General features: G+C 67.4%; 10 protein-coding genes and 1 pseudogene. 8 read left to right on the top strand and 3 right to left on the bottom strand.

Annotation, left to right across the window (positions count from 1 at the left end; genetic code table 11):
* The first annotated feature begins 227 nt into the window (after positions 1–227).
* The gene (locus ACFWF3_RS08530; protein WP_379313065.1) at positions 228–1,802 is read left to right on the top strand and encodes a sugar porter family MFS transporter; all 1,575 of its coding nucleotides are present in this window, start codon (positions 228–230) and stop codon (positions 1,800–1,802) included.
* 34 nt (positions 1,803–1,836) lie between these two features.
* Complete coding sequence (locus tag ACFWF3_RS08525) at positions 1,837–2,979, top strand: N(5)-(carboxyethyl)ornithine synthase (RefSeq protein ID WP_379313064.1); 1,143 nt, start codon at positions 1,837–1,839, stop codon at positions 2,977–2,979.
* A 25-nt stretch (positions 2,980–3,004) separates the two neighbouring features.
* Here ACFWF3_RS08525 and ACFWF3_RS08520 read toward each other — a convergent pair whose 3' ends face one another.
* Positions 3,005–3,934, bottom strand: a complete 930-nt coding sequence (locus tag ACFWF3_RS08520) for a TetR family transcriptional regulator (protein WP_379313063.1) — start codon at positions 3,932–3,934, stop codon at positions 3,005–3,007.
* Between the two features lie 130 nt (positions 3,935–4,064).
* On the opposite strand from ACFWF3_RS08520, the gene ACFWF3_RS08515 reads away from it, so the two are divergent.
* Both ACFWF3_RS08515 and ACFWF3_RS08510 read left to right on the top strand, forming a co-directional pair.
* Positions 4,065–5,273, top strand: a complete 1,209-nt coding sequence (locus tag ACFWF3_RS08515) for an acyl-CoA dehydrogenase family protein (RefSeq protein ID WP_379313062.1) — start codon at positions 4,065–4,067, stop codon at positions 5,271–5,273.
* Complete coding sequence (locus ACFWF3_RS08510) at positions 5,270–6,289, top strand: phosphotransferase family protein (protein WP_379313060.1); 1,020 nt, start codon at positions 5,270–5,272, stop codon at positions 6,287–6,289. Before ACFWF3_RS08515 ends, ACFWF3_RS08510 begins: the two co-directional genes overlap by 4 nt.
* Before the next feature lie 37 nt (positions 6,290–6,326).
* On the opposite strand, the gene ACFWF3_RS08505 is transcribed toward ACFWF3_RS08510, so the two are convergent.
* Positions 6,327–6,974 carry a TetR/AcrR family transcriptional regulator gene (locus tag ACFWF3_RS08505; protein WP_378995136.1) on the bottom strand — a complete coding sequence of 216 codons (648 nt, stop codon included), beginning with the start codon at positions 6,972–6,974 and terminating at the stop codon, positions 6,327–6,329.
* A 102-nt stretch (positions 6,975–7,076) separates the two neighbouring features.
* On the opposite strand from ACFWF3_RS08505, the gene ACFWF3_RS08500 reads away from it, so the two are divergent.
* The 4 genes from ACFWF3_RS08500 to ACFWF3_RS08485 are packed head-to-tail and all read left to right on the top strand — an operon-like array spanning position 7,077 to position 10,889.
* Positions 7,077–7,913 (top strand): SDR family NAD(P)-dependent oxidoreductase, encoded by an 837-nt coding sequence (locus ACFWF3_RS08500; protein WP_379313059.1) that lies wholly within the window; start codon positions 7,077–7,079, stop codon positions 7,911–7,913.
* A 23-nt stretch (positions 7,914–7,936) separates the two neighbouring features.
* The gene (locus tag ACFWF3_RS08495) at positions 7,937–8,863 is read left to right on the top strand and encodes a ferritin-like domain-containing protein (RefSeq protein ID WP_379313058.1); all 927 of its coding nucleotides are present in this window, start codon (positions 7,937–7,939) and stop codon (positions 8,861–8,863) included.
* Positions 8,860–9,408 carry an NAD(P)/FAD-dependent oxidoreductase gene (locus ACFWF3_RS08490; RefSeq protein WP_379313057.1) on the top strand — a complete coding sequence of 183 codons (549 nt, stop codon included), beginning with the start codon at positions 8,860–8,862 and terminating at the stop codon, positions 9,406–9,408. The genes ACFWF3_RS08495 and ACFWF3_RS08490 overlap by 4 nt, the downstream gene beginning before the upstream one ends.
* On the top strand, positions 9,405–10,889 hold the full coding sequence (locus tag ACFWF3_RS08485) for a flavin-containing monooxygenase (RefSeq protein ID WP_379313056.1): 1,485 nt from the start codon (positions 9,405–9,407) through the stop codon (positions 10,887–10,889). The genes ACFWF3_RS08490 and ACFWF3_RS08485 overlap by 4 nt, the downstream gene beginning before the upstream one ends.
* Positions 10,890–10,925: 36 nt before the next feature.
* On the opposite strand, the pseudogene ACFWF3_RS08480 reads toward ACFWF3_RS08485, so the two are convergent.
* Positions 10,926–11,858: pseudogene (locus tag ACFWF3_RS08480) on the bottom strand (SARP family transcriptional regulator); the annotation flags it as partial.

The raw sequence follows: 11,858 nt of genomic DNA, 5'->3' as shown, positions 1-11,858 counted from the left end.
AATTTTTCCCCGTTCCGTGAAAACGGTGATTATTTGGGTGGGGGGCGATACCGATAAGTGTGTGTCGAGCGGGTATTTTACCCCACGCCGGGGGTGGGATACATTCCCCGATCGCCCCTTACCTCTGATTTGCGGACGCAATATCCGTGGATTTCGAGCTATCGCGAACCTTCTTCGCTCGATTAAGGTGCAGGAATCGACCTACTCCATCCGGCGGAGGTGTGGACATGCCCGATTCCCCTCGTGGATCCACCGATAAGGAGCCGGAGCGGCGCGGCGCCGTCTTGAACTCCACCGTGCCGGTGGCGCAGGTTTCCGGCGCACGCCTGATCGGGCCGGATACCGATACCTCGGTCCGGGTACCGCACACCATCCAGGACGGACCGGAGACGGTGATGGTGTCCCCTGCCACCGAATCAGCGGTCGAGACGCCACCCGATTCGCCGGAGCGGGAGGCGATGCGGGCCAGGATCAAGAAGTTCGTGCTCACTGTCGTCGTCATCGCCGCGCTCGGCGGCGCGCTGTTCGGCTACGACACCGGCGTCATCTCCGGCGTGCTCGTCTACCTCACGCCTGATTTCGCACTGAGCCAGACCCAGGTCGGCGTCATCACGAGTTCGCTGCTCATCGGCGCCGCGATCGGCTCGATCACCGGCGGCTGGATGGCCGACCGCTGGGGCAGGCGGATGACGCTGCTGTTCGCGGGCGCCCTGTTCTTCCTCGGCGCGCTCGCCCAGGCGCTGGCGCCCGATGCCACGGTCATGATCATCACCCGCCTTGTCCTCGGCGTCGCTGTCGGTACCGCCTCGCTGGTGGTCCCCATGTACGTCTCCGAGATCTCCCCGCCGACCTATCGCGGGCGCCTGGTGTCGATGAACTCGCTGATGATCGCCAGCGGACAGTTGCTCGCCTACATCGTCAACGCGCTGCTCGCCCCCACCGAGAACTGGCGGCTCATGCTCGCGATGGCGGCGATTCCGGCGGCGGCGCTCGTGATCGGCATGTATTTCATGCCGGATTCACCACGGTGGTATCTGAAACAGGGTCGTACCGCCGATGCGAAGACAGTGCTCGAACGGTCTTATTACCCGGAGAATGTCGAGCCGACGATCGCCGAGATCAAACAGTCCGAGGCTGCCGATGCGGCGGTCAAGGACAGTTTGAGCGACCAGTTGCGGAAACCGAAGGTGCGTGCGCTGTTCTACACCGGAATCGGATTGGCGTTGATTCAGCAATTCGTCGGCGTCAATACCGTCATCTACTACGCACCGTCCACTCTCGCTCAGGCGGGGATGGGTGACAATGCGGCGATCACCTCGTCGATCGGCATCGGTGTCGGCGCGGTGATCGGCGTGATGCTCGGCATGAGCCTGGTCGACAAGATCGGCAGGCGCCCACCGATGTTCCTCGGCCTGGCGATCATGGTCGTCGCGTTGGTCGGTATGGGTCTGATGGAACGTCTCACGCAGAGCACTGCCACCGGCTATGTGTTGGTGACATTGATGATCGTGTACGTCTGTGCCTTCCAGCTCGGCGTCGGGGTGCCCACCTGGTTGCTGATCTCGGAGATCTTCCCCGCCCCGATCCGCGCCACCGCGATGAGTATCTGCACCTTCCTCATCTGGATGGGCAATTTCACTGTCTCCCTGGTGTTCCCGCCGCTGGGCGAACTCTGGGGGGCGTCGACGATGTTCTTCCTCTTCGCGGTCGTTTCCGCGCTGTCGCTGGTGTTCTGCTATCGCCGGGTGCCCGAGACCATGGGCGAGTCCCTCGACGACATCACCAGCAAGGCGGAGAGCTGAGGGCCTGCGGGTAGGCTGACCAGGTGAAGCAACTGTGAAACACCTGACGGTCGGCGTCGTCGCGACCTCTCGCAAGGAAAACGAACACCGGCTGGCAATCCACCCGGCCCACCTCGACCGCATCGATTCCGAACTGCGCGGTCAGATCTACCTCGAACACGGTTACGGTAACCGATTCGGTTACCCCGACGACGTCCTCGCCCCACTCGTAGCGGGCCATCGCACTCGCGACGAGCTCTTCGCCGAGTGCGATGTGCTGCTGCTGGCCAAGCCGCTGGCCGAAGACCTCGCGCAGATGCGCCCCGGCACGACCGTGTGGGGTTGGCCGCACTGTGTGCAGGACGCGAGCATGACCCAGCTGGCCGTGGACCGCGACCTGACGCTGATCGCCTGGGAAGCGATGAACCACTGGACGAAGTCGGGTGCTTTCAGCGTCCACGTGTTCCACAAGAACAACGAACTGGCCGGTTACTGCTCGGTCATGCACGCCCTCCAATTGCGTGGCGTGAGCGGAGATTACGGTCGCCGGATGCGTGCGGCGGTCATCAGCTTCGGCGCCACCGCGCGTGGTGCGGTGCGGGCGCTGTCGGCACTGGGGATCAGCGATGTGACGGTGCTGACCCAGCGCAGTGTGTCGGCGGTGGCCTCGCCGTTCGCCTCGGTGCGGATGCAGCATTTCAAGCGTGATCCGGGACTGCCCGGCCGGACACTCGCGCTGAAGGCACCCGAGCCGGGGCCACTGGCGGAGATGCTGGCCAACTACGACGTGGTCGTGAACTGCATGTTCCAGGACACCGAGGACCCGTTGACGTTCATCATGAACGATGACCTCGAACTCTTCTCGCGCGGAACGCTTTTCGTCGACGTTTCGTGCGACGAGGGGATGGGCTTCGAGTTCTCGCGCCCGACCTCGTTCGCCGATCCGATGTTCACCGTCGGTGACGATCTGCACTACTACGGTGTCGACCACAGCCCCTCGTTTCTCTGGGACTCGGCGACGTGGGAGAACTCCGAAGCTCTGCTCGAGTATCTGCCCGTCGTGCTCGGCGGCCCCCAAGCGTGGGATGGCAGCGAAACGATTCGCCGGGCGATCGAGATTCGCGACGGTCGGGTACAGAACCCCCGGATCCTGTCGTTCCAGGGGCGCTCCGACGTGTACCCGTACGCGGTGAACTGATTTCCGGCATGGTCCCGCCGTTCCGCTATCGGTGCCGGCCGTCCACGCCGAGCAGTCCGAGGGCGAAGTCCGCGTAGGCGGCGGCGATCTGTTCGGGAGAGGACGGGCCGTCGAGCCGGAACCACTGGGGCAGTGCGGTACACATCGTGGCGATGGCACGTCCCGCGTGGCGGGCCTGGGCGGTCGATCGGTTCGCCTCGGTCAGCGCGGCGTCGATGTCGGCATCGAGAAGGTATTGGATCTCGTTGCGGGAGGCTGTGATCCGATCACGATCGGCCGGGTTCAGGCTGCGCATCTCGCTGGCGCCGATGAAGGCGAGTTCGCGGTGGTGCGTGTGGAACAGGGCGAGCGCTTCGACGACACGGCTCACTCGTTCGCGGCCGTTCGTGCCGTCGAGGCGTGCCGCGCGCACCCGCCGGTGCAATTCGTCCATGGTCAGGTCTAGTGCGCGGACCAGCAGGTCTTGTTTGTCGCGGTAGTGGTGGTAGACACCGGGCACGCTCATGCCCGCCCGCGCGGCGATCGAGCGCATCGTGGCGCCGTGATACCCGGTCTCGACGAAGGAATCGATGGCGGCGGCGAGCACCGGGTCGAGATCCAGGGGCGGGAACTCACGCCAGGAGTCCGGTGCGCCGGAGTCGGGCGATCCGGTTTCGCCGTGGGCGGGGCTCCCGGCGGGGTGGGTGGGGCGCGAATCAGTCGCGCGTGGTTCGGGGGGAGCAGCGCCGGTGGTGCGCTGGTCGCCGATCAGCCAGGCCACCGTCGTGCCCAGTTCGGCGGCGAGGGATCGCAGGCGCGGAACCGAGGCGCCGGTCTTGCCCGTCTCGATGGCGCTCAGCGTGGCCGCGCTGACCCCGATTCGCTGCGCGGTCGCCCGTAGTGACAACCCCGCCGCCGTCCGTGCCTGACGCACCCGCGCTCCCACCACCTGCTGTTCGGCTGCCGTCGAATCCATGATGTTCAGAATAGCTGAACACACATCTAGGCCCTACCAGGCTTGTTGACAGCATGAATACGCGCGTGCGACTGTCGTAACAGATATTTTGCCGAGCGATCGTTCGGCAACCGAGCCGAGGAGCGGACCCGTGCCGATCGACCTGTCCTATCCGTCCGAGGTGCAGCGGCTGGCCGACCGCACCCGCACGTTCGTCCGCGACCATGTGCTCCCGGTCGAAGACGCGCACGACGGCGACATCACCGCGGCCGGTGGCGAGAAGCTGCGCCTCGAACTCCAGCAGGCCGCCCGTGATGCCGGTGTCTTCGCCCCGCACGCGCCGCTCGAATACGGTGGCCACGGTCTGGACATGTCGAACCGTGCCCCGGTGTTCGAGGAGGCGGGCTACTCCCTGTTCGGCCCGACGGCCCTCAATATCGCCGCCCCCGACGAGGGCAATGTGCACATGCTCGCCCACATCGCCGACCCGGAGCAGAAACAGCAGTTCCTCGCCCCGCTCGCTCGCGGCGAGGTGCGCTCGGCCTTCGCCATGACCGAACCGGCGCCGGGTGCGGGCTCGGACCCCTCCGCGCTGAGCACCCGCGCGGTCCGTGCCGACGGCGGTTGGCGCATCACCGGCCACAAATGGTTCATCACCGGCGCCGACGGGGCGGGGTTCTTCATCATCATGGCCCGCACTTCGGGCGAGCCGGGCCGGCGCGGCGGCGCCACGATGTTCCTGGCACCCGCCGACAGCCCGGGCATTCGCGTCGGCCGCCATCTGGACACCCTCGACAAGTCGATGATCGGTGGCCACTGCGAGGTCTTCTTCGACGACCTTCTCATCCCGGAGTCCGCGGTACTGGGCGAAGTCGACCGAGGCTTCGAATACGCCCAGGTGCGGCTCGGCCCCGCCCGCATGACCCATGTGATGCGCTGGCTCGGCGCCGCGCGTCGCGGACATGACGTCGCGGTCGCGCACGTGGCGCACCGCGAGGGCTTCGGTTCGCGCCTCGGCGACCTCGGCATGGTCCAGAAGATGATCGCCGACAACGAGATCGACATCGCCGCCACCCGCGCACTGCTGACCCGTGCCTGCTGGGAACTCGACCGTGGCGAGCCCGCCGCGAATGCCACCTCGATCGCGAAAACCTATGCCGCCGAGGCGATCTTCCGCATCGTCGACCGGAGTATGCAGATGTGCGGCGGGCTCGGCGTCTCCGCCGACCTGCCGCTGGCGCGACTCTCGCGCGAGGTGCGCCCGTTCCGGATCTACGACGGTCCCTCCGAGGTGCATCGCTGGGCCATCGCCAAACGCGCGGTGAGCGCCGCCAAGCGGACGAAGCGGGATTCCGAATGACACTGCCGGGCATGGACATCGCCGCACTGGAACAGTTCCTGCGCGCCAACGGTGTCGAGGTGGAAGGCGAGCTGCGCGTCGAACTGATCAGTGGGGGCCGGTCGAATCTGACCTTCGCCGCCGCCGATGACGTCTCGCGCTGGGTGGTGCGCCGCCCGCCGGTCGCCGGGCTCACCCCGTCCGCGCACGATATGGCCCGCGAGTACACCGTCACCAGCGCGTTGCAGACATCGGCTGTGCCCGTGGCGAGAACGATCGCCTTCGACGCGACCGGATCCGCGCTGGGCGCGCCGATGACCGTCGTCGAGTTCGTCGACGGGACGGTGTTTCGCGACCAGGACGACCTGGCCGCGCTCACCGATGAACAAGTGGATTCGAGTGTGCGCGCGCTGGTCCGCGTCCTCGCGGATCTGCACGCGGTGGACCCGGGCGCTGTCGGTCTCGAATCATTCGGCAGGCCGACCGGTTTCGTGGCCCGGCAGGTCAAGCTCTGGGCATCCCAGTGGGAGCGGGTCAAAACCCGCGAGCTCGCGGATGTGGCAGCCCTGCATGCCGCACTGGCCGCCGCGATCCCGCCGGAGACATCGGCCTCGATCGTGCACGGGGACTTCCGCATCGACAATACGATCCTCGACAGCGCCGACCCGGAAAAGGTCCGTGCCGTGGTCGATTGGGAGCTGTCCACCCTCGGTGACCCGCTCACCGATGTCGCCCTGATGTGCGTCTACCGGTCGCCGATCTTCGACGTGATCCTCGGGACCCGTGCGGCGTGGACCAGCCCGCGCCTGCCGAGCGCCGACACTCTCGCCCAGGCCTACGCCACCGCGTCCGGGCGCGAGCTCGACAACTGGGGCTTCTACCTCGCGCTGGCCAACTTCAAACTCGGCATCATCGGCGAGGGCATCACCCATCGCGCCCATCAGGGTTCCGACACCGGTTCCGCCGCCGACCGGGCCGCCGAGGCCACCCCGGAGTTCATGGCGGCCGGCTTGCGCGCGCTGAAAGGACCCGCGTAGCACCGCCGCGCCGAACGCTGCCCGGCGGGCGCGCGAATCATCCGATGATCTCCGGGGGCAGGAACATCGCGCCGAGTTGCGCAGCGATCGCGCTGGTGTGATCGACGATGCGCTCGGCGTCCACGTCGAGCACACCGGAACGCCACGCAGACAGTAGTTCGATGAAGCCGCCGATGCCGGCCAATGTGCTCATCCGCATGGCGGTTTCGTCGACGTCGGGGCGCAGATAGGGCCACGCGGCGGCGATGAGCAGATCGGTCGCGTCGGTGAGCATGGTTTTGCGGCGCTGTTCGAGCACGGCGCTGCCCGCGTGATCGGCCAGCAGAATCCGGGCGCGACCGCGCAGATCGGTCTGCAATCCGACGGCGCAGGCGATGGCCGCGCGAGTGATCTCGAGGGGGGTCCGGTCGGCGTTCTCGGCGACGACGCTCGCCAGTTCGGCGAACACCCCGGCGCACACCTCGTCCCAGACCTCGGCCAGTAGTTCGTCGCGGTCGGCGAAGTGCTCGTAGAAGTAGCGATCGTTGAGCGAGGCCCGCTGGCAGACACCGCGCATGGTCACCGCGGCCCAGCCGTGGTCGAGCCAGATATCGAGGGCGGCCTCGACCAGGCCGATCCGCCGCTGCGCCCTGCGCTCCTCGGCGGTCCGCCCGCCCCAGGTCCGTGCCGGTGCGCGCACATCCATGGTTGACAAAGTACTCCTCCGCGCGCCTAATTGGTGTCAGGTGCGGCCAATGGTGGCAGATGCCACCAATTAGAGCCTCGCCGGGTCGACCCGGGAGTTGCCATGCGATTGTTCCCCTTCGGCGGACACCGCCGAACCGCTGCCGCCGATGCTGTGGTGACCGGCGCGGGCAGCGGAATCGGACGTGCGTTCGCCGTCGAACTGGGTCGTCGAGGCGGGCGCGTCGTGTGCTCCGATATCGACCCCGACCGTGCGGCCGAAACCGCTGAACTGGTCGAGGCGGCGGGCGCCGAAGCGATCGGTACCCGTTGCGATGTCACCGTGATCGACGAGGTCGAACAGCTGGCGGCCACCGCGCAGGATTGGTTCGGCGGCCCGCCCACCGTTGTCGTCAACAACGCGGGCATCGGCGCGGGCGGACCGGTGGTCGGCGAGTTCGCCCTCGACGACTGGCACCGCACGCTCGGGGTGAATCTCTGGGGCGTGATCCACGGCTGCCACGTCTTCGCGCCGATCCTGCGTGCGGCTGGGCACGGGTCGCTGGTGAACGTCGCCTCGGCGGCCGCGTTCGGCGCGGCACCGCGGATGGCCGCCTACAACGTCAGCAAGGCGGGTGTGCTGGCGCTGTCGGAGACGATGTCGGCCGAGCTGGCCGGCACCGGCGTCGGCGTCACGGTGCTGTGCCCGACCGGCGTGAAAACCAACATCATGACCGCGGATTCGCCGATGGACGACACCGCCGAGCGGCTCGGCGGGCTGCTGCTGCGCTGGACCGGCCGCGCGCCCGCCGCCATCGCCCGCACCACGCTGGACGCGGTGGACCGCGGCGAGCTGTATGTGGTGCCGCAGCTCGAGGCCAAGGTGCTGTGGCAGGCCAAACGCTGGCTACCCGCGACCTACACCCGTTCGGCAGGCCTGCTGGAGCGGGTCGTGCGCTGATCCACACCGAAGGAGATCGAACAATGACGTTCGCCTACCCCGACATGCTCGCCACGATTCGCGCCAAGCAGTGGGCGCTGGCCGATATCGACTGGGACGCACCGGGCGCCGACACCATCACCGACGAGCAACGCCCGCGATTGGCCACCTTCATGGCCGACCTGGTGTGGATCGAACACGTCGGCGCGCGCGGCTTCGCCGCCCTGACCCGCCAGGCGCCACCCGGCCCACTGCGGGAGATCTACCGGTACTTCCACGCCGAGGAACAAAAGCACGCCAACGCAGAACTGGCGCTGATGCGCCGCTGGGGCATGCTCCCCGACGGCGAGGCGATGCCGGTGCCCAACAAGAACATTCGCCTCGTCATCAGCTGGCTCGACCGCTACGCCGACCAGCTGACCCTGCCCGTACTCGGCACCGTCATCCCGTCACTGGAGACCGCCCTCGACGGCGCGTTGGTGAAGTTCCTGCTCGACGAGGTCGACGACCCGGTGTGCCACGAGGTGTTCCGGCACATCAACAGCGACGAATCCCGCCACCTCGCAGTAGGTTTCCAGGTTCTCGAACAACTCGGCGCGGGACCGCTGCGCCGAACCGTCATCGAGACAGCCGGTTTCGCGGTGCGTCCGTCGTTCGTGCTCGGCGCGTTGCTGTATGCGCCACTGCTGTCACGGATGTCGACCAACATCATGGCGCTGGGCCTCGACGAGGAGAAGCTGTGGCAGGCGGTGCGCCGGTTCGAGAACGTGGGGCAGCGCAGCCCGGCCATCCGCAAGCTCCCGCTCTACCACGTGGTGAAGATGCACGGGAAGGCCACGATTCACCGCCGTCAGCCGTTCCAGTTGCTGGCCGATGTGTCCAACGCCTGTATCGATCGGTTCCCGATCCGGGTGCTCGGCCGCAGGCCGTCCTGGTCCGACGAGCTCACCTACGAACCGGTGGCGAAATGACGACGCTGCGTTTCGCCGATACCTTCACCGGTTCCCAGGTGCACCGCACAGCCTTCGCGCCCCGGCACGAGTTCACCGGTCAGCGGGTCGCGATCATCGGTAGCGGGGCGGCCGCCGCGCGCCTGCTGCCCGGTATCGCCGCCGAGGCCGCACGGGTGACGGTGTTCCAGACCGAGGCGGTGTGGGTGCTCCCGCGCGTTCCGCTGCCTGCCGCGGTGATGCCGCAAAGACTCCTGCGACTCATCGCCGGTGTCAATCTGCGTGTCCAGGTGCGTGATTCGTGGTTGCGCCACCGCCTGACACCGGACGACACCGCGGGCGTCGCGGTGCACAACAGTTACTACCGCACCCTGCGGCAACCGCACTGCACCCTGGTGACCTGGCCGATCGCACGGTTGGTGCCGCTGGGCGTGCGCACCGTCGACGGCATCGAGCATCAGGTGGACAGCATCGTCTACGCCGAGGACGCGGGCTGTGTCGTGCGCACCGTCGCCCGGCCCCGCCGCCTGCATCCGTCGGCCGCACTCGTGAAGGAGATCGCATGAGCACCAAGGGAATCGACCACGAGATCGTCATCGTGGGCGCCGGCTTCTCCGGCATCGGCGTGGCGATCGAGTTGCGCAAGGCCGGGTTCGACGACTTCGTGATCATCGACGAGGCCGACGGCGTGGGCGGCACCTGGCACTGGAACACCTATCCCGGTGTCGCCGTGGATATCCCGTCGTTCAGCTACCAGTTCTCCTTCGAACAGCGCACCGATTGGTCACGGGTCTACGCGCCGGGTCGCGAACTCAAGGCCTATGCCGAATCGTGCGTGGACAAGTACGAACTCCGCCCGCGCATCCGCTTCGGTACCACCGTGGTCGGCGCGGATTTCGACGAGCGGGCCGACCGCTGGGTGCTGCACACCACCGACGGCGACGACCTGACCGCACGGTTCGTGATCAGCGCGACCGGTGTGCTCACCCGCCCCAAACTGCCCGATATCCCCGGCATCGAAGGCTTCGCGGGCGCGACCATGCACACCTCGCGCTGGGATCATCGCCAGGACCTGCGGGGCAAGCGGGTGGCGATCATCGGCACCGGCGCCTCGGCGGTCCAGGTGATCCCGGAGATCGCCTCGCAGGTGCAACATCTGACGGTGTTCCAGCGCACGCCGATCTGGTGCCTGCCGCGCCCGGACCTGCCGCTGCCGCTCGCCGCCCGGCTGGCGCTGAAGGTCCCCGGCGGACGGACCGTGACCCGCCTGGTGAGTCAGACCTACGTGGAGGTCACCTTCCCGCTCGCCGCCCACTATCACCGCTCGCTGCCCACCGCCGCCATCGGCGAACGCGCGGGCCTGGCCCATCTGCGGCGTCAAGTGAAAGACCCCGTCGTCCGGGACGCGCTGACCCCGCGATACGCCCTCGGGTGCAAACGGCCGAGCTTCTCCAACGACTATCTGTCGACCTTCAACCGTGCGAACGTGACCCTGGAAACCGCGGCGATCAGCGAGATCACCGCCACCGGCGTGCGCACCGCCACGGGTGCCGAACATCGCGCCGACGTGCTGATCCTCGCCACCGGCTTCAAGGTCATGGAATCGGGCAATATGCCGACCTATGACCTGCACGGCGTCGGTGGCCGCGATCTGGAGACCTGGTGGGACGAGAACCGGCTGCAAGCCTACGAGGGCGTGAGCGTCCCCGGCTTCCCGAACTTCTTCTCCATCATCGGCCCCTACGGCTACAACGGGGCCTCCTATTTCACCCTGATCGAGAACCAGACCCGCCACATTTTGCGCTGCCTGCACCACGCCAGGGCCAACGACGCGGACCGCATCGAGGTCACCGAGGAAGCCAACGACCGCTACTTCCGTGAGATGCTCGCCCGCCGCGGCGGCCAGGTGTTCTGGGACGAAAGCTGCGTCACCGCCAACAGCTACTATTTCGACAAACACGGCGACGTCCCCCTACGACCCACCTCCACCATCGAATCTGCATGGCGCAGCAGTCATTTCCCACTCACCGACTATGTCTTCTCCTGATCGCATCGGCCGGCTCGGGCGGCGCGCAGTTCGGCCTCATCCGACCGGCGATCGCAGCAGCGCCGCATCGATCTCGTCGAGGTAGGTGCGAACCGGGCCTACGCTGAGAAGTCCACTCTGCGCTGTTGTTTCGGCCGCCGCGGGGGCCAGCTGGGTCCGGGCTCGGCGCATGGTCTCGCGATCGCCGACGGCGGTGGCCGCGTGTGCCACGATGGCCCACAGTGCTTCGAACAGCAGGTCGCGCGGCGGGGATGTCATGGTGCGCAAGGCCTCTCGCGCACCGGAGAGCTCGCCCCGCGTGACGAGGAGGATGGGTTCGACCCAGGTTTTGTAGGGACCCCAGTCCGTCTCGGGGTCGATCGTGGCGATCCTGCCGGTCTCGCGCCGCCGCAGAGCCAGGCTCAGCCGCGCCAGTGGCAACAGGCCACGGTCGAGTCCCGGCATGCCTGCTCCGGTGAGTGAGGCGGCCGCCGTTGCGTACGCGGCTTCCGCAACCGCGAGGTCTGTTGTCGCACTGGCCCGTAAGGCGCGGTACCAGGTGGTGAACACCTCCACCAGCGGAAATTCATAACGCTGCGCGAGCGCGTCCGCGGCATCGGCGTGTCGGTCGGCGCCAATGTAATCCGCTGAGGCGCACCGTGTTTGGGTGAGGATGAGGTGGCCGAGAACCTCGTAGGTCGCGAGTTTGCTGGTGGCCGCCACCGCGATGATCTCGGTGCCGACAGCGTCGCGCCGGTGCGCCAGTCCCGCTCGCTGGAAGCTCTGCATGAACACACCGTTGAGTGCGAAGGCCAGCAGGGCGGGGTCGTGCAGACGCCGGGCGATCTCCTCGGCCTGACGGGCGGCACGTAGCGGGCGCAGTCCCGCCTCGGTCGGATCGTCCACCGGCAGAGCGCCGCGCGATTCGACAGCGATGGTCGCCAGCAGCCTGGCTCGATCGGCATCGTCGTGGGCGGGCAGGCGCAGGAG

This window comes from Nocardia sp. NPDC060220, assembly GCF_042727815.1.
GTDB lineage: Bacteria > Actinomycetota > Actinomycetes > Mycobacteriales > Mycobacteriaceae > Nocardia.
This window is presented reverse-complemented; position numbering and strand designations above follow the sequence as displayed.

Bases quoted from the DNA above. Each gene is read 5' to 3' on its own strand.
- ACFWF3_RS08500 (WP_379313059.1), top strand. From the start codon at position 7,077: ATGCGATTGTTCCCCTTCGGCGGACACCGCCGAACCGCTGCCGCCGAT.
- ACFWF3_RS08485 (WP_379313056.1), top strand. From the start codon at position 9,405: ATGAGCACCAAGGGAATCGACCACGAGATCGTCATCGTGGGCGCCGGC.
- ACFWF3_RS08505 (WP_378995136.1), bottom strand. From the start codon at position 6,974: ATGGATGTGCGCGCACCGGCACGGACCTGGGGCGGGCGGACCGCCGAG.
- ACFWF3_RS08495 (WP_379313058.1), top strand. From the start codon at position 7,937: ATGACGTTCGCCTACCCCGACATGCTCGCCACGATTCGCGCCAAGCAG.
- ACFWF3_RS08520 (WP_379313063.1), bottom strand. From the start codon at position 3,934: ATGGATTCGACGGCAGCCGAACAGCAGGTGGTGGGAGCGCGGGTGCGT.
- ACFWF3_RS08510 (WP_379313060.1), top strand. From the start codon at position 5,270: ATGACACTGCCGGGCATGGACATCGCCGCACTGGAACAGTTCCTGCGC.
- ACFWF3_RS08490 (WP_379313057.1), top strand. From the start codon at position 8,860: ATGACGACGCTGCGTTTCGCCGATACCTTCACCGGTTCCCAGGTGCAC.
- ACFWF3_RS08530 (WP_379313065.1), top strand. From the start codon at position 228: ATGCCCGATTCCCCTCGTGGATCCACCGATAAGGAGCCGGAGCGGCGC.